This is a genomic window from Pseudomonas sp. 39004, assembly GCF_028682155.1.
Classification (GTDB): Bacteria; Pseudomonadota; Gammaproteobacteria; order Pseudomonadales; family Pseudomonadaceae; genus Aquipseudomonas; species Aquipseudomonas capeferrum.
The window spans coordinates 1-17470 of record NZ_JANIAG010000027.1; the positions used below are offsets into that span (position 1 = coordinate 1).

Consider the following 17470-nt stretch of genomic DNA (forward strand, 5'->3'; position numbering starts at 1 on the left):
CGAGCGCCGCGCGGGCGGCGCTCGATCTCACAGGCGCCAGAGGCCTCAAGCCCCACCCTGCAAAAACCACCACAGACACCCTTCCCGGCGCCGATTCCCTGATTTAATATACCCGCCAGTATAAATATTCGATGTGCTCTTCGCGAAAGGATTCATCATGTTGCGCCATGCCTTGTCCATCGCTCTGCCCACTGCCGTCGCCCTGCTCCTTGCGGCGTGCGGCCAGGAAGCCGCGCCACCCGCCGCGCCGCGCCCGGCACTGGTGATTCAGCCACAGCCGGCCGAAGCGGCTGCCGACAGCTACCCCGGCGAAGTGCGCGCGCGTTTCGAACCGGAGCTGGCCTTCCGCATTGCCGGCAAAGTCAGCAAACGCCTGGTCGAAGAGGGCCAGCGGGTCAAGGCCGAGCAGCCGCTGGCCGAGCTTGACCCACAGGATGTGCGCCTGCAACTGGAAGCCAATCGTGCCCAGATGGCCGCCGCCGAAGCCAACCTGTCGCTGGTGCGCGCCGAGCGTGATCGCTACCAGAAGCTGCTGGACCGGCAAATGGTCAGCCACTCGCAATACGACAATGCCGAAAACCTGTACCGCGCCGGCATGGCCCGCCTGAAACAAGCCAAGGCCGAGTTCGATGTGGCCGGCAACCAGGCCGAGTATGCGGTGCTGCGTGCGCCGCAGGCCGGTGTCATCGCCAAGCGCCAGGTCGAAGTCGGCCAGGTGGTCGCGGCCGGGCAGACCGTGTTCACCTTGGCCGCAGACGGCGAGCGTGAGGTGGTCATCGGCCTGCCGGAGCAGCAATTTTCCCGTTTTGCCGTGGGCCAAGGCGTCAGCGTGGAGCTGTGGTCGCACCCAGGCGAGCGCTTCGACGGGCGTATCCGTGAACTCTCGCCGGCAGCCGACCCACGTTCGCGAACCTTCGCCGCACGCATCGCCTTCACCTCGGCCAAGGCGCCCGCCGAGCTGGGCCAGAGCGCACGTGTTTTCATCGCCCATGAAGGGCTGATCCCACTGGCAGTGCCGTTGTCGGCGGTCACTGCAGAAAACGGCCAAGCCTATGTCTGGCGGGTCGGCCAGGACCGCCGCCTGGAACGCACGGTAGTGCGCCTGGGGCCGTATGGCTCTGACAGTGTACCGGTGCTCGAAGGCTTGAAACCGGGCGACTGGGTGGTCGCCGCCGGGGGCCATGTGTTGCGCGAGGGGCAGGAGGTGCGCCCCGTGGATCGCACCAACCGTGTAGTGAACCTGACGGCCAAGGAGTAAGTCCCGATGGGTTTCAACCTTTCCGCCTGGGCGCTGCGCAATCGCCAGATCGTACTGTTCCTGATGATCCTGCTGGCTGCCATTGGCGCCATGTCCTACACCAAGCTGGGCCAGAGCGAGGACCCGCCGTTCACCTTCAAGGCCATGGTCGTGCGCACCGTGTGGCCCGGCGCCACCGCCGAGGAAGTGTCGCGCCAGGTCACCGAGCGCATCGAGAAGAAGCTGATGGAGACCGGCGAGTACGAGAAGATCGTCTCGTTCTCCCGCCCGGGCGAGTCGCAGGTGACCTTCATGGCCCGCGACTCGCTGCATTCCAAGGATATCCCCGAGCTGTGGTACCAGATCCGCAAGAAAGTCGCGGACATCCGCCACACCTTGCCGCCGGAAATCCAGGGCCCGTTCTTCAATGACGAATTCGGCACCACGTTCGGCAATATCTACGCGCTGACCGGCACGGGCTTCGACTATGCGGTGCTCAAGGACTACGCCGACCGCATCCAGATCCAGCTGCAGCGGGTCAAGGATGTGGGCAAGGTCGAGCTGGTCGGGCTGCAGGACGAGAAGGTCTGGATCGAGCTGTCCAACCTCAAGCTGGCGACCCTCGGCGTGCCATTGGAAGCCGTTCAGCAGGCCCTGCAGGAGCAGAACGCGGTCAGCACGGCGGGCTTCTTCGAGACGCCCAGCGAGCGCCTGCAACTGCGGGTCAGCGGCCGCTTCGACAGTGTCGAGCAAATTCGTCAGTTCCCGATTCGGGTGGGCGATCGCACCTTCCGCATTGGTGACGTAGCCGAGGTGCACCGCGGCTTCAACGACCCACCCGCGCCGCGCATGCGCTTCATGGGTGAAGACGCCATCGGCCTGGCCGTCTCGATGAAGGACGGCGGCGACATCCTGGTGCTGGGCAAAGCCCTGGAGGGCGAGTTCGAGCGCCTGGCGCGCAACCTGCCGGCCGGTATGGAGCTGCGCAAGGTCTCTGACCAGCCGGCTGCGGTCAAGGCCGGCGTCGGTGAGTTCGTCCAGGTACTGGTCGAGGCGCTGGTCATCGTCCTGCTGGTGAGCTTCTTCTCCTTGGGCCTGCGCACCGGGCTGGTGGTGGCATTGGCCATTCCGTTGGTACTGGCCATGACCTTTGCCGCCATGCACTATTTCGGCATCGGCTTGCACAAGATTTCGCTCGGTGCGCTGGTGCTGGCGCTGGGTTTGCTGGTGGACGACGCGATCATTGCCGTGGAGATGATGGCGATCAAGATGGAGCAGGGCTACGACCGGTTCAAGGCGGCCAGCTACGCCTGGACCAGTACGGCCTTCCCCATGCTGACCGGTACCTTGATTACCGCTGCCGGCTTCTTGCCGATTGCCACGGCGGCGTCGAGCACGGGCGAGTACACCCGTTCGATCTTCCAGGTCGTGACCATTGCGCTGCTGACCTCCTGGGTTGCGGCGGTGGTGTTTGTCCCTTACCTGGGCGAACGCCTGCTGCCGGACCTGGCCAAGCTGCATGCTGCCCGTCATGGCAGCGATGGGCATGCGCCAGACCCTTACGCCACGCCGTTCTATCAACGTGTACGGCGCGTGGTCGAGTGGTGCGTGCGGCGTCGCAAGACAGTCATTCTGCTGACCCTCGCAGCGTTCGTTGGCAGCATCCTGCTGTTCCGCTTCGTGCCGCAGCAGTTCTTCCCGGCTTCCGGTCGCCCAGAGCTGATGGTCGACCTGAAGCTGGCCGAAGGCGCGTCGCTGGCCAATACCGCCGAGCGGGTCAAACAACTGGAGGTGCTGCTCAAGCAGCAGGACGGCATCGACAACTATGTGGCCTATGTGGGCACCGGGTCGCCGCGCTTTTACCTGCCGCTGGACCAGCAGCTGCCGGCTGCCAGCTTTGCCCAGTTCGTCGTGCTGGCCAAATCGATGGAAGAGCGCGAACGGCTGCGCAGTTGGCTGATCGATACCGTCGACCAGCAGTTCCCTGACTTGCGCGCCCGCGTCACGCGCCTGGAAAACGGCCCACCCGTGGGTTACCCGGTGCAGTTCCGGGTGACCGGCGAGCATATCGAGAAGGTGCGCGCCCTGGCCCGCGAAGTGGCCGACAAGGTGCGCGAGAACCCGCACGTGGTAAACGTGCACCTGGACTGGGAGGAGCCAAGCAAGGCGGTGTTCCTGGCCATCGATCAGGACCGCGCCCGCGCCCTTGGCGTGAGTACCGCGCACCTGTCGAGCTTCTTGCGCAGCTCGCTGACCGGCACCACGGTCAGCCAGTACCGCGAGGACAACGAACTGATCGAGATCCTTTTGCGCGGCACGCAGAAAGAGCGTGGCGACCTGGCTAATCTGGGCAGCCTGGCGCTGCCCACCGACAACGGCCAGAGCGTGGCGCTGTCGCAGGTGGCAACCCTGGAGTACGGCTTTGAGGAAGGCATCATCTGGCACCGCAACCGCCTGCCAACGGTGACCGTGCGTGCCGACATCTACGATAAGGAGCAGCCGGCGACCCTGGTGCGACAGATCGAGCCGACGTTAAGCGACGTCAAGGCCAAGCTGCCGGATGGCTACCTGCTCGAGGTGGGCGGCACCGTGGAAGATTCCGAGCGCGGGCAGAAATCGGTGAATGCCGGTATGCCGCTGTTCATCGTGGTGGTGTTGAGCTTGTTGATGATCCAGCTACGCAGTTTCTCGCGCACGGTGATGGTGTTCCTTACCGCGCCCCTGGGGCTGATTGGCGTGACCTTGTTCCTGCTGGTGTTCCGCCAGCCGTTCGGCTTCGTGGCCATGCTCGGCACCATTGCCCTGGCCGGGATGATCATGCGCAACTCGGTGATTCTGGTGGACCAGATCGAACAGGACATCGCCTCGGGGATGGAGCGTTGGCAGGCGATCATCGAGGCTACGGTACGGCGCTTCCGGCCGATCGTGCTGACGGCACTGGCGGCGGTGCTGGCGATGATCCCGTTGTCGCGTAGCGTGTTCTATGGGCCGATGGCGGTGGCGATCATGGGCGGGTTGATCGTTGCGACGGCGTTGACGTTGCTGTTCTTGCCGGCGTTGTATGCGGCGTGGTTCAGGGTCCGGAAGGGCTGAGGCCGCTGGGAGGGCTTTGCCCTCCTTTCGCGACACAAGGCCGCTCCTGCGCAGGAGCGGCCTTGTCGTTTTGGCATCACAGTGCGCCAAATACCTTTTTGGCCAGGCTGGTAGCGGCCTCGGCCGGGTTCTGGCGAATGCTCTGCTCCTGCTTGGCGATCATTTCAAACAGGCCATCCAGGGCCTTTTCGGTCACGTAGCTCTCGACATTGGCGCTCTTGGCACTGCCCAGCCCCAGGGCTGAAGCTTGACCGGCAAAGTTGTTGTACTGCTGAACCACGCCAACCTTGTCGGTCGCCGCCTTGACGATCGGCAGGAACTTGGCGCGGATCTGCTCGCGGCTGCTCTTGTTCAGGTACTGGGTGGCAGAGTCGTCGCCACCGCTGAGGATGCCCTTGGCATCGGTCACGCTCATGTTCTTCACCGCATCTACCAGGATTGCCTGGGCTTGCGGTACCGCCGCCTCTGCGGCCTTGTTCATGCTGTCTTCCAGGGCTGTAACCTGGTCACCCTTGCCGAACATCTTCATGGCCTTGGCGGCCTTGCCGAGGTTGCCCGGCAACTCGATGCGCACGTCCGGGTTGTTGCTGAAGCCGCCGGGAGCACTCAGCTGCTTGACGGCAATCTGCGCGCCCTGGGTCAGGGCGTCTTTCAGGCCACCGCTGGCGTCCTTCTGGGTCAGGTCGCCGAGCGACAGGGCCAGGGCGCTGGCCGACAGCAGCAGGCCGGCGCACAGGGCGGTGAAACGCAGGGAGGAGCGAATCATGAAGCTTTCCTTTTGAACAGAAATAGGCGGGTATCAGCGTACGGGGTCGACTTTGACCCGTACTGGCTGCACGTCGCTGCCATCCAGCGTGACGCCGTGATGCTCGGTGTTGATGAACAGCAGCTTGCCGTCCAGCTCGATACGGGCACTCAACGCATAGCGGTGGCCAGGCTTGACTTGGGCCGGGTCGTAGGTGAGGTGGAACGGCAGTGGCATGTTGCCTTTGACCGGGCCGGCCTGGCGCGCCAGGGTGACGGCAGGGGCGTCCATCAGCGACACATCCTGCAGCTCCACGCTGAGGGTGGCGGTGGGCGGCAGGGCGATGCGCTGCAGGTAGAAGACTTCACCCTCAAGGCTCGCCTGGGGCGACGGCGTGTGGCTGGAGCAGGCTGCGAGCAGGGATGCACAACACAGCATAACGAGCTTTTTCATGGAATCTCCGTTGTCCGTGGCGTTGGCTTGTGGCCAACGCCAAGGACTTTAACGGATTTGCGCGGCAGATGAAGCCTTAGAGGGCCGAAGTTTCCAGGGCATCGTCGCGATGCAAGGCCACCTGGCGGATCGACAGCCGCAGCTCTGCCGACAGCACACGCTTGGCGACCCCTTCGGCCAGCTCGGCGAGCTTGTCGTGATAGCCCAGCTTGCCTTGCGCGTCCGCTTGCAGCACCCCTTGCTCGATCAACGTCTGGATGAAGTGGCGGAACAGGCTCTTGTCGAAGAACTCCGGGGCATTCAGGCCATGCAGGATCGACAGGCGCTGGGCCATCATCACGCAGAGGTCTTCCAGTGCTTCGGCGCTCAGGCTGTGTTGGCCGCTGTTGAGCAGCAGCGAGGTGGCCATGTAGAAGCGCTGCAGGGTCTGGGTGATGTTGCGGGCCAGCAAGGTCAGCAACACGAACGGGCGCGAGCTGGGGGCCGGGCGCAGGTACACATCGTTTTCCTGGCGCAGCAGCCCTTGCTCCACCAGCGCCGCCAGCCACTGGTCGATCACCTCGTCCAGTTGCTCGGGTGCCCAGCGCAGGAACAGCTCGGCCTGCAGGTACGGGTACAACGCTTTGACATACTGGCCAAGCAGTTCGCGGCTCATCCGCGAGCTGCTGAGGAAGAAGCTGGCCAGCAGCGCCGGTAGGGCGAAGATGTGCAGGACGTTGTTGCGGTAATAGGTCATCAGCACCGCATCGGCTTCATCCAGGTACAGGATGCGGCCCAAGGCGTCCTTCTGCTCAGCCAGCAGCTTCATGCCCTTCACATGCTCGATCAGCGCCAGGCCGTCACCCTCGGGCAAGGTGGTGTGGGGCGAATACGGTACTTGGCGCAACAGCGCCAGGTACAGGTCGAGCACGCGGCACAGGGCGCGTTCGTCGAGGGCGTGGCGGCTGGTGGACAGAAGCGCCAGGGCCACCAGGTTGACCGGGTTGATCGCCGCAGCCCCATTGAGGTGGCGGGCTACGGTTTCACCCAGGCGTGTGGTGGTTTCATTCAGCCAGGCTGGGCGGAACTGCGGGCCATGCTCCTGCTCGCGCCAGCCGGGTTGCTGCGCATCGAGAAAGCCGGCCAAACGGATCGGCTCGCCAAAGTTGACATAGACCTGGCCAAAACGCTGCTTGAGCGCGCTGAACACCTTGAAGATGTCGAAGATCGATTCCTTCTTCTTGCTGGCGCCGCGCAACTCGCCCAGGTAGGTGCGGCCTTCGAGCACGCGCTCGTAGCCGATGTACACCGGCACGAAGACGATCGGCGTGCGCGAAGAGCGCAGGAAGCTGCGCAGGGTGATCGCCAGCATGCCGGTGCGCGGCTGCAGCATGCGCCCGGTGCGCGAGCGGCCACCTTCGACGAAGTACTCCACCGGGAAGCCCTTGCTGAACAGCGTGTGCAGGTACTCGTTGAACACAGCGGTATAAAGCGGGTTGCCCTTGAAGGTACGGCGCATGAAAAACGCCCCGCCACGGCGCAGCAGGCTACCGACCACCGGCATGTTGAGGTTGATGCCGGCCGCCACGTGCGGTGGGGTGAGGCCGTTGCGGAACAGCAGGTAGGACAGCAGCAGGTAGTCGATGTGGCTGCGGTGGCAGGGCACGTAGACCACTTCGTGGCCAGGGGCGATGCCCTGCACCTGCTCGATGTGGTTGACCTTGATGCCGTCGTAGATCTTGTTCCAGAACCAGCTCAGTACCACTTCAAGGAAGCGGATCGCGGTGTAGGTGTAGTCCGAGGCGATCTCGTTGCCATAGCGCAGTGCCTGGGCTTCGGCCTTGGCCAGCGGGATGCCCTCACGTTCGGCCTCGTCGCTGATGGCCTGGCGCACCTGCGGGGCATGGACCAGGCCTTTGACCAGGTTGCGCCGGTGCGAGATGTCGGGGCCGATGACTGCCGTCTTGAGGTTGCGAAAGTGCACGCGCATCAGGCGTTGGGCCATGCGCACGGTGCGCTCATGGCCTTTGTTGTGCTGGACCAGCTCGCGCAGGTGGATCGGGGCAGAGAACTGCACGCGGGTCTTGCGCCCCAGTATCAGCACGGTCAGCAGCCGGCGCAGGCGCCCGGTGACCGCCCAGCTGTCGGCGAACAGCAGCTTCCATGGGCTGGACTCACTGGCGGGGGTCTGCCCCCAGAACACGCTCACCGGGATGATCTGCGCATCTTCCTCGGCATGCTGGCTTACCGCTGCGACCAGGCGTTCGAGGGTGGGCGGGGCGCCGCTCTTGTCCTGGCGGCCCAGCCAGTCGGGGTCGGGCGTCAGGTAGAAGAACGCCGCCGGCTCCTGCAGTGTGCCCACGGCCACCGGCAACACCGGGCGTGGCAGCCCCGCTTTGGTGCATTCGCGGTCGAGTACCGCCAGGTCGGTCAGTGAGGGCGAGGGCAGGGCATAGAACACCGGGCGGCTGCGGTCGAGCTTGAGCGTCAGCGACGACTGGTTGATGGTCTCGGAGCGCACCCACAGGTACAACAGGCGACGCAGGGCGCCGAAGATCAGGCGGCGCAGGGGGGAACGGGTCATGGGGTGTGTGCCCTGGGTATGATTTTCAGGTGAGTATCCAGCCATTTAGTCTGCCGTATGTGCGCAAGTTCAGCAAAAATCGGCAAAAAGCGGGGCCGTCATCAATTTTTTTTAATCTGTGTCATATACTCGGCCTGCCACTTGCAGGATATTTCGGCAAGCGGCGTCGGCACGTGGTGATGACTGCGTGCCTACAAGGCGATCTTCACAATAAAAAATCCGGAGTAGTTCAGATGTCGTCTCGTGAGACTGGGAATGTAAAGTGGTTCAACGATGCCAAGGGCTATGGCTTCATTCAGCGCGAAGGTGGTGCGGATGTGTTTGTCCACTATCGGGCGATCCGCGGTGAGGGGCATCGTACCCTGGTCGAAGGGCAGCAGGTCGAGTACGCCTGCGTGCAGGGCCAGAAAGGCCTGCAAGCCGAGGACGTAGTAGGGCTCTGAGCCTCAAGCTGTAAGCCTCAAGCTGCAAGTGACCGTGTACTTGCAGCCTGATGCGATCCGTCTTGGCGCTTGCAGCTTAAAGCTTGCAGCTCAAGAAGTGCGCCAGGTGATTTCCTCTTCACCGTCGGCGCTGATGCGAACCCAGCGATCGGCATCTTCTTCACCGTCTTCCTCGACCCAGCCACCCGGTGCGCAGCGGACTTCGACGCCGAGTGCGGCGTGCGCCGCGCGGGCGCAGGCGATGTCATCAGCCCACGGGGTCTGGTCGCTTTCCAGGTAGAGGCTGTTCCATTTCCCCACAGCCTTGGGTAACCAGGTGACTGGAATGTTACCGGCCTTGCACTTGAAGGTCTGGCCTTTCTGCTGCCACTCGCTGCACGGGCCCACGGCTTGGGCCAGCCAGTCGGCAATCTGCTTGTGGTCGACGTCGGCGTCCTTCAGGTAAATCTCGATATCAGGTTGGCGCATAAGGGCTCCGGGTGTGCTCAGTCTTGGCGCACGAAATAGTCATAACGCATGGAAACCGTGACCTCGAACGGCTCGGGCTGGTCGATCACCTGTGCCCGTTTTTCGGCGCTGGCGCGCCAGCCGTGCGGGGTCATGGCCAGCAGGTCGGCGCGTGCCTTGGGCGCCGCGAGGCTCAGGCGGAACTCGAGGGTTTCGCTGTGCGCGTGGGCCATGCCCTCCGGCACCAGGGCCAGGTGTTTGTCATCGGCATACGGACGCACTTCATCGTAGAGCACTTCGCGCAGCTCCATCAGGTGGCCGCTGGTCGGGCCGACCCGCATCAAGCCGCCGCCGGGGCTGAGCAGGCGTTTGGCTTCGGCCCAGTCCAGCGGGCTGAACACGCTGGCGATGAACTGGCAGCTGGCATCTGCCAGGGGCACGCGGGCCATGCTGGCGACCATCCAGGTAACCGCTGGATCACGCCGGCAGGCACGCTTGACCGCCTCACGCGAGATGTCCAGGGCATAGCCGTCGGCATCGGGCAGGGCGTTGGCGAGCTGTGCGGTGTAATAGCCTTCACCGCAACCGATGTCCAGCCAGGCACCGGGCTGGCGCTCGGCGGCCAGCTCGGCCAGGCGGCGGGCCACCGGGGCATAGTGGCCGGCGTCGAGGAAGTCGCGACGGGCTTCGACCATGGCCTGGTTATCACCGGGGTCACGGCTGTTCTTGTGCTGCACCGGCAGCAGGTTCAGGTAACCCTGGCGCGCACGGTCGAAGCGGTGGCCCGCAGGGCACACCACGCCGTTGTCGAGCGGTGTCAGGGCTGCCTGGCAGAGGGGGCAGGCGAGCATCAGGCGAGCAACCGGACCAGGGTCTGGTAGTAGATCTCGGTCAGCAAGTCGAGGTCGCTGGCCAGGATCCGCTCATCGACCTGGTGAATGGTGGCGTTGACCGGGCCGAGTTCGACCACCTGGGTGCCCATGGTGGCGATGAACCGGCCGTCCGAGGTGCCGCCACTGGTGGAGGGGTGGGTATCACGGTCGGTGACTGCCTTGATGCTGGCCGACACGGCATCGAGCAACTCGCCCGGTTCGGTGAGGAACGGCAGGCCAGACAGCGCCCACTCGACGCTCCACTCAAGCTGATGCTTGTCGAGGATCGCCGCTACCCGCTGTTGCAGGCCTTCGACGGTCGACTCGGTGGAGAAGCGGAAGTTGAACAGCGCGGTCAGTTCGCCGGGTACCACGTTGGTGGCGCCAGTACCGGAGTTGAGGTTGGAGATCTGGAAGCTGGTCGGCGGGAAGAAGGCGTTGCCTTCGTCCCAGTGTTCGGCCGCCAGTTCTGCCAGGGCGGGGGCGGCGAGGTGGATCGGGTTGCGCGCCAGGTGCGGGTAGGCCACATGGCCTTGCTTGCCACGTACGGTCAGCTTGGCGCCCAGCGAGCCGCGGCGGCCGTTCTTGACCACGTCGCCGAGCAGGTTGGTGCTCGAAGGCTCGCCGACGATGCACCAGTCCAGGCGCTCGTTGCGCGCTTTCAGGCGCTCGACCACGGCCTTGGTGCCGTGGTGGGCCGGGCCTTCTTCGTCGCTGGTGATCAGGAAGGCGACCTTGCCGCGGTGGCCCGGGTAGTCACGCACGAAACGCTCGCTGGCCACCACCATCGAGGCCAGGCTGCCCTTCATGTCGGCGGCGCCACGGCCGCAGAGCATGCCGTCGGCATCGATCAGCGCTTCGAACGGCTCATGCTGCCACTGCTGCACCGGGCCGGTCGGCACCACGTCGGTGTGGCCGGCGAAGCACAGCACCGGACCTTCCTGGTTGCCATGGGTGGCCCAGAAGTTGTCGACATCCTCGATGCGCATGGGTTCGAGGGTGAAGCCCACGGCGCCCAGGCGATTCATCATTTGTGCCTGGCAGTCGGCATCGACGGGGGTGACCGAGGGGCGACGGATCAGGTCGCAGGCCAGTTGAAGGGTAGGCGAGAGCTCGGCAGGGGCCGTCATGGGGAACTCCGGGGCAAGGCAAGGCGGAAAAACGAGGGGCGTTATCTTATATCAAACAGGCGGGCCGATGGGGCGCAAAGCGCCCCCGGATTTTCAGGCCTGCTGTGGCTGTGCAACCTTGTCCGCAGGCTTTGGCAGCGAAGACAGCAACGCCATCACCAACGCCGCCAGATACGGCAACGACTGCACCAGCAACATCGCCACCCAGAAGCGCATGTCCGAGCTTGGCAGCCCTTGCACCAGGAAGATGCCCAGAGCCGCGCCCCAAAGCAGCAACATGATGAACAGCTCTTCACGTGCTTCGGAGAGGGCCACCAGCACCCCGTGGCTGTCGGCGTTCTTCGGCGTGCGGAAGAACGGCATGCTGCTGGTGAAGAACCCGTACAACACCGCCTTGGCGATGGTGTGCGACAACGCCAGCCCCGCCAGCGCCGCGGCGAAGGCATCCTTGAGGTTGACCCCGACCGCCCGGCGGTACAGGAAGATGATCTTGCCGACCTTGAAGAAGAACAGCGCCAGCGGCGGGATGGCGAAAATCATCAGCGGCGGGTCGACCCGGTGCGGGACGATGATCATCGCCGCCGACCACAGCAATGCGCCGACGGTGAAGAAGATGTTCATGCCGTCGGCCACCCACGGCAGCCAGCCGGCCAGGAAGTGGTAGCGCTGGCCACGGGTCAGCTCGCTGCCCTTGCCGCGCAGCAGGGCGCCGGCATGGTGCTTGATGATCTGGATGGCGCCATAGGCCCAGCGGAAGCGCTGCTTCTTGAAGTCGATGAAGGTGTCGGGCATCAGGCCCTTGCCGTAGCTGTTGTGGGCGTAGGCGGCCGACAGGCCTTTCTCGAATACCCGCAGGCCCAGTTCGGCATCCTCGCAGATGCACCATTCGGCCCAGCCGAGCTCTTCCAGGACTGAGCGGCGGGTCATGGTCATGGTGCCGTGCTGGATGATCGCGTCACGGTCGTTGCGGGTCACCATGCCGATGTGGAAAAAGCCCTTGTATTCGCTGTAGCACAGCTTCTTGAAGGCGCTTTCGTGCTGGTCGCGATAGTCCTGCGGCGACTGCACCACGGCGATCTTCGGGTCGGCGAAATGCGGCACCATGTGCTTGAGCCAGTTGCGGTCGACGCAGTAGTCCGAGTCGATCACCGCGATCACTTCGGCGTCCTTGGCGGTGTGCGGGAGCAGGTAGTTGAGTGCGCCGCCCTTGAAGCCGGCCAACGGCGCGACGTGGAAGAACTTGAAGCGCTCGCCGAGCTTCTCGCAGTGCGCCTTGAGCGGCTCCCACACGGCCGGGTCCTTGGTGTTGTTGTCGATCACCAGCACTTCATAGTCGGGGTAATCCAGCGCGGCCAGGGCGTCGAGGGTCTGCTTGACCATCTCGGGCGGCTCGTTGTAGCACGGTACATGCACCGACACCTTGGGCCGGTAGGCGCTGTCGGCCTGCACCGGCAGGAACTCGCGCCGTCGCTTGTGAATCCATACCGCCTCCGCCAGTTCGTGGGCCTCGGTCATCAGCACGATGAACACGCCCAATGCCCCCAGCGCCAGCAGCACGCCGACGGTCAGGCTGAACCAGGTGCTGTATTGCTGGCTGTAGTCGTAGGCGATCCACACCAGCACCGACCCACACAGGAAGGTGATGAAGGTCAGGAAGGTGCGGCCACGCTGGCGCAAGGCCGAACCATCGATCAGCAGCACGGCCAGGGCAATCATCGCCAGTACCACCGACGCCACCGCCAGGGCCCGCCACTGCGGGATGGCGACCACGGGGCCATCGAAGTTGAACTTCTGCTGGCGTTCGGCGTTGAACACGCCCCAGTAGGCGCCAACCGAACCTTCGTCGCTGGCCTTCCAAGGCTGGTCGTAGGCCTCGATGACAAAGTAGTTGTAGCCGCGGCGGTTGAGGGTGTTGACCAAGGTGCGCAGGTAGATGGCCTGGTCGGCCTGGGTGGCATCGGCGCCACCGCGCATACGGCCGTTGCTCGGCCAGCCGACTTCCGACAACAGCAGTGGCTTGCGTGGGAACTGCTGCTTGAGCTCGCGGGCGCGGTCGAGCACGAATTCCACCGAGTCTTTCATCGGCACGAATTCCCAGTAAGGCAGGATGTGCGCGGCGATCAGGTCGACGTGCTTGGCCAGCTCCGGGTTTTCCTTCCAGATATGCCATTGCTCACTGGTGGTGACCGGCACCTTGACCGCCGCGCGTACCCGGTCCAGGTACTGGATCAAGGCTTGCGGGGTGACTTCTTCGCGGAACAGTGCCTCGTTGCCCACTACTACCCGCACCACACTGCGCGAGGTGTTGGCCAGTTCGATGGCGCTGGCGATTTCACGCTCGTTGCGCTCAAGGTCCGGGCTGATCCAGATGCCCAAGGTCACCCGCAGGCCGAATTCTTCGGCCAGGCGCGGGATATCGGCCTGGGTGCCCTCTACGGTGTAGATGCGGATGCTGTCGGTCAGCTTGCTCATCTGCTCCAGGTCCTGGCGCATCTCGTCGTCGTTGGGGTATTGGCCCTTTTGCGGGCTTTCGCCCAGACGGAACGGCGAATACGAGAAGCCGGAGATCTGTTCCGGCCAGGCGGGCGCGGACACCGGGCGGTTGATCAGCGCCCAGAACCCGGTGAATAGCGCAGCGATGGCCAGGACCACGACCAGGTTGAGGCCGAATTTGCGTGATGACATTGTCGTCCAAGTCTGTCGAATTGAGTGAATATTAAAGCAGGATTGGTAGGCACTTTCCTAACGATGGAGGCTACGGGTGCCATTGGCATATAATGCGCGCCGTTTTTTGGGGTATGAGCTTCGGGGTAGCAAGATGAGCACAGAAGATCCACGCTTTGCCGGCGTTGCCCGGTTGTACGGCGACGATGGCCTGCAACGGCTGAAGTTGGCCCATGTGGCGGTCGTCGGTATCGGCGGGGTCGGCTCCTGGGCGGCCGAGGCATTGGCCCGCAGTGGCGTGGGCGAAATTACCCTGTTCGACCTCGACGATGTCTGCGTGAGCAATACCAACCGCCAGGCCCATGCCCTGGAAGGGCAGGTGGGCAGGCCCAAGGTTGAAGTCATGGCCGAGCGCCTGCGGGCGATCAACCCGGCGTGTACTGTGCATGCGGTAGCTGACTTCGTGACCCGCGAAACCATGGCCGAGTACATCACCGAAGGGCTCGACTGTGTCATCGACTGTATCGACAGTGTCATGGCCAAGGCCGCACTGATCGCCTGGTGCAAGCGCCGCAAGATCGCCATCGTCACCACCGGTGGCGCAGGTGGGCAGATCGACCCGACGCAGATCCAGGTCGGTGACCTCAACAAGACCTTCAACGACCCGCTGGCCTCGCGGGTACGCTCGACCTTGCGCCGCGACTACAACTTCTCGCGCAATGTCAGCCGCAACTACGGTGTGCCGTGTGTGTTTTCCAGCGAGCAGCTGCGCTACCCCAAGGGGGATGGCAGCGTTTGCCTGCAGAAGAGCTTCGTCGGTGAAGGCGTGCGCCTGGACTGCTCGGGCGGGTTTGGTGCGGTGATGATGGTGACTGCGACCTTTGCCATGGTGGCGGCGAGCAAGGCCGTGGAAAAGCTTGTGGCAGGTGCCCGGCGGCCTTCGGAGCGGGTCAAGCCCGAGTAAGGCGCACGATCTGTGCAGCATTTTTCGCGGGGCAAGCCCACTCCCACAGTAGCCCGTTAACTCATTGATGAGCGGGTTCTTGTGGGAGCGGGCTAGCCCCGCGAAGCATCCAACGCCGATTCAACTGACAGAAACCAGCTCGGCCATGCGCTGCAACACCGCATGCAGCCCATTGCTGCGCGAGGGTGACAGCTGCCGTTCCAGCCCTAGCTGGTTGAACCAGGCCCGCAGATCCAGTTCAGCCAGCTCGCTGCTGGCCAAGCCCTGCACCCGCACCAGCAGCAACGCCAGCAGCCCGCGCAACAACCGTGCATCGCTGCTGGCCTTGAACTGCCACTGGCCGTCATGCGGCTCAGCCACCAGCCACACCAGGCTTTCACAGCCATGCACGCGGTTGCGCTCGCATTTGTCCGCATCGCTCAGCGGCTCAAGCCGATCACCCCACTGCATCAGCAGCCGTGCACGTTGTTCCCAGCCACGGGCCTGTTCGAACTGTTCCAGTGCTTCGCGGGCAGGTGTCGGCACATTCATCGCAACAACTCCAGCCCTTGATCCAGCGCCTCGAAGAAGCGTTGCAGGTCATCGCTGTCGTTATACAGCCCCAGCGACACTCGAATCGCCCCCTCCAGCCCCAGCCCCTTGAGCAGCGGCATAGCGCAATGATGACCGGCACGCACGGCGATGCCTTGTTCGGTCAGCAGGTGGGCGATGTCTGCGTTATGTACCCCCTCGATGACGAAGCTGGCCAACGCCGTCTGCGGTGCACCGAGCACCCGGATGCCATCGCGGTCGGCCAGGCCACGCAGCAAGTGCTGGTGCAAGCTGGACTCATGCCGTTCGACCGCATGGGCGTCGAGGCTGGCCAGGTAATCGAGTGTCGCGCCCAGGCCGATAACACCTGCGATGGGCGGGGTTCCGGCTTCAAACCCCAGTGGCGCGGGGCGGAAGCTGGCACTCTGGTACTCGGCCAGTTGCACCATTTCACCGCCAAATTGCCAGTGACGCAGCAACGCCAGCGCCTGGCTGCGGCCGTAGAGCACGCCGACACCTTCCGGGCCGTACAGCTTGTGGCTGGAAAACACATAGTAATCGCAGGCCAACTGCTGCACATCATGACGGCCGTGCACCACGCCTTGGGCGCCATCGACCACGGTCAGCGCGCCTTGCGCCCGGGCGTGGGCCAGCAAGGCCGGCAGCGGTTGCCAGGTGCCGAGCACGTTGGACAGCTGGCTGACCGCCAGTACCCGCGTGCGTGGCCCGATCAGTTGCAGTGCCTGATCGAGGTCGATACGGCCCTGCACGTCCAGCGGCAGGATCACCAGGCGCAGGTTGCGTCGCCGGGCCAGCTGTTGCCACGGCAGCAGGTTGGCATGGTGCTCCAGGGCGCTGACGGCGATTTCGTCGCCGGCTTCGAAGCGGTGTTCCAGGCCGTAGGCCAGCAGGTTCAAGGCCGAGGTGGCGCCGTGGGTGAAGATGATCTGCTGCGAGTCGGCGGCATTGAGCCAGGCGGCAACCTTGTCGCGGCTGGTTTCGAACGCCTGGGTCGCCAACGCGCCGGGCAAGTGCTGGGCGCGGTGCACGTTGGCCGCGCCACGGCCGTAGTAATGGCTCAGGGCATCGAGCAGGGCTTGCGGTTTCTGGCTGGTGGCGGCGCTGTCCAGGTAGGTCTGGTGCTGCCGTTGCAGGGCGTCGATGGCGGGGAAATCGGCACGCCAGGGGGAGGGCTGGAACATGTTCGCGGGGCCTGGAATGAAAAACGGGTCTGGCATTACGCCAGACCCGATCTTATCACTTCAAACCGTGGAAGGTTCTCAGTTATGGGCGTGCAGCGCCTCGTTCAGCTCGATGGCCGACTTGTGGGTCTTGCATTCCACAGCGCCGTTCAGCGAGTTGCGGCGGAACAGCAGGTCGGTCTGGCCGGCCAGGTCGCGGGCCTTGACCACTTTGACCAGCTCGTTGTGCTCGTCCAGCAGGTTCACCTTGGTGCCGGCAGTGATGTACAGGCCGGCTTCGACGGTGTTGCGGTCGCCCAGCGGGATGCCGATACCGGCGTTGGCACCGATCAGGCAGCCTTCGCCAACCTTGATGACGATGTTGCCGCCGCCGGACAGGGTGCCCATGGTCGAGCAGCCGCCGCCCAGGTCCGAACCCTTGCCGACGAACACGCCTGCCGACACGCGGCCTTCGATCATGCCCGGGCCTTCGGTGCCGGCGTTAAAGTTGACGAAGCCTTCGTGCATGATGGTGGTGCCTTCGCCGATGTAGGCGCCCAGGCGCACACGGGCGGTGTCGGCGATACGCACGCCGGCCGGGACCACGTAGTCGGTCATTTTCGGGAACTTGTCAACCGAGAACACTTCCAGCAGCTCGCCCTTCAGGCGCGCTTCCAGTTGCAGTTGGGCCAGCTCGGCCAGGTCGACGGCGCCCAGGTTGGTCCAGGCAACGTTCGGCAGCAGCGGGAAGATGCCGGCCAGGCTCACGCCGTGCGGCTTGACCAGGCGGTGCGACAGCAGGTGCAGCTTGAGGTAGGCCTCTGGGGTCGAGGTCAGCGCTGTGTCTTCGGCCAGCAAGGTGGCGACCAGCGGCTTGTGGCTTTCGGCCAAGCGGGTCAGCAGGGCGGCCTGGGCGGCATCGACACCTTTCACGGCTTCGGCCAGTTGCGCCGCTTGCCCGTTGCTGAACGCAATGGCCTGGTTGCCGCCTTCGTAGCCCAGGATCGGGGCAACGGCGGCGATCAGGTCGGCGCTTGGGTTGACCAGAGGTTGGGCGTAGAAGACTTCCAGCCAGGTGCCCTGGCGGTTCTGGGAGCCGACACCGAAGGCCAGGCTGAACAGAGTATTGGACATGTGATTACCTCGT

The 17470-nt window shown here is 64.3% G+C and carries 14 protein-coding genes; 4 read left to right on the forward strand and 10 right to left on the reverse strand.

Annotated features, from left to right (window positions below):
• Window positions 1-157 precede the first annotated feature (157 nt).
• Both NP534_RS07180 and NP534_RS07185 read left to right on the forward strand, forming a co-directional pair.
• Complete coding sequence (locus tag NP534_RS07180; protein WP_274098281.1) at window positions 158-1258, forward strand: efflux RND transporter periplasmic adaptor subunit; 1101 nt, start codon at window positions 158-160, stop codon at window positions 1256-1258.
• A 6-nt stretch (window positions 1259-1264) separates the two neighbouring features.
• A complete protein-coding gene (locus tag NP534_RS07185; RefSeq protein ID WP_186654428.1) occupies window positions 1265-4330 on the forward strand; it encodes an efflux RND transporter permease subunit in 3066 nt (1021 codons plus the stop codon).
• Window positions 4331-4406: 76 nt separating this feature from the next.
• Here NP534_RS07185 and NP534_RS07190 read toward each other — a convergent pair whose 3' ends face one another.
• From NP534_RS07190 to plsB, 3 genes are all read right to left on the reverse strand, one after another.
• On the reverse strand, window positions 4407-5096 hold the full coding sequence (locus tag NP534_RS07190) for a DUF4197 domain-containing protein (protein ID WP_033700903.1): 690 nt from the start codon (window positions 5094-5096) through the stop codon (window positions 4407-4409).
• Between the two features lie 33 nt (window positions 5097-5129).
• A complete protein-coding gene (locus NP534_RS07195; protein WP_274098282.1) occupies window positions 5130-5528 on the reverse strand; it encodes a YbaY family lipoprotein in 399 nt (132 codons plus the stop codon).
• A gap of 76 nt (window positions 5529-5604) precedes the next feature.
• Window positions 5605-8091 (reverse strand): glycerol-3-phosphate 1-O-acyltransferase PlsB, encoded by a 2487-nt coding sequence (gene plsB, locus NP534_RS07200; protein WP_274098283.1) that lies wholly within the window; start codon window positions 8089-8091, stop codon window positions 5605-5607.
• A gap of 233 nt (window positions 8092-8324) precedes the next feature.
• On the opposite strand from plsB, the gene NP534_RS07205 reads away from it, so the two are divergent.
• Entirely contained in the window at window positions 8325-8534 is a 210-nt protein-coding gene (locus NP534_RS07205) for a cold-shock protein (protein WP_027595776.1), read from the forward strand.
• A gap of 90 nt (window positions 8535-8624) precedes the next feature.
• Here the strand turns inward: NP534_RS07205 and NP534_RS07210 are convergent, their stop codons facing one another.
• From NP534_RS07210 to NP534_RS07225, 4 genes are all read right to left on the reverse strand, one after another.
• The gene (locus tag NP534_RS07210; protein WP_033700900.1) at window positions 8625-9002 is read right to left on the reverse strand and encodes a hypothetical protein; all 378 of its coding nucleotides are present in this window, start codon (window positions 9000-9002) and stop codon (window positions 8625-8627) included.
• A 17-nt stretch (window positions 9003-9019) separates the two neighbouring features.
• The gene (locus tag NP534_RS07215) at window positions 9020-9832 is read right to left on the reverse strand and encodes a putative RNA methyltransferase (RefSeq protein ID WP_186662968.1); all 813 of its coding nucleotides are present in this window, start codon (window positions 9830-9832) and stop codon (window positions 9020-9022) included.
• Window positions 9832-10983, reverse strand: coding sequence for a succinyl-diaminopimelate desuccinylase (dapE, locus tag NP534_RS07220; protein WP_033700897.1), 1152 nt, complete (start codon window positions 10981-10983; stop codon window positions 9832-9834). The genes NP534_RS07215 and dapE overlap by 1 nt, the downstream gene beginning before the upstream one ends.
• A 93-nt stretch (window positions 10984-11076) precedes the next feature.
• Window positions 11077-13668, reverse strand: coding sequence for a glycosyltransferase (locus NP534_RS07225; protein WP_274098284.1), 2592 nt, complete (start codon window positions 13666-13668; stop codon window positions 11077-11079).
• A gap of 133 nt (window positions 13669-13801) precedes the next feature.
• On the opposite strand from NP534_RS07225, the gene tcdA reads away from it, so the two are divergent.
• Window positions 13802-14611 (forward strand): tRNA cyclic N6-threonylcarbamoyladenosine(37) synthase TcdA, encoded by an 810-nt coding sequence (gene tcdA, locus NP534_RS07230; RefSeq protein ID WP_095064085.1) that lies wholly within the window; start codon window positions 13802-13804, stop codon window positions 14609-14611.
• 120 nt (window positions 14612-14731) lie between these two features.
• On the opposite strand, the gene NP534_RS07235 is transcribed toward tcdA, so the two are convergent.
• The 3 genes from NP534_RS07235 to dapD all read right to left on the reverse strand — a co-directional run bounded on the left by NP534_RS07235 (window position 14732) and on the right by dapD (window position 17457).
• A complete protein-coding gene (locus NP534_RS07235) occupies window positions 14732-15142 on the reverse strand; it encodes a SufE family protein (RefSeq protein WP_274098285.1) in 411 nt (136 codons plus the stop codon).
• A complete protein-coding gene (locus NP534_RS07240; protein WP_274098286.1) occupies window positions 15139-16344 on the reverse strand; it encodes a cysteine desulfurase in 1206 nt (401 codons plus the stop codon). Before NP534_RS07240 ends, NP534_RS07235 begins: the two co-directional genes overlap by 4 nt.
• Before the next feature lie 78 nt (window positions 16345-16422).
• On the reverse strand, window positions 16423-17457 hold the full coding sequence (gene dapD / locus NP534_RS07245; RefSeq protein WP_186654464.1) for a 2,3,4,5-tetrahydropyridine-2,6-dicarboxylate N-succinyltransferase: 1035 nt from the start codon (window positions 17455-17457) through the stop codon (window positions 16423-16425).
• Between the last annotated feature and the right edge of the window lie 13 nt (window positions 17458-17470).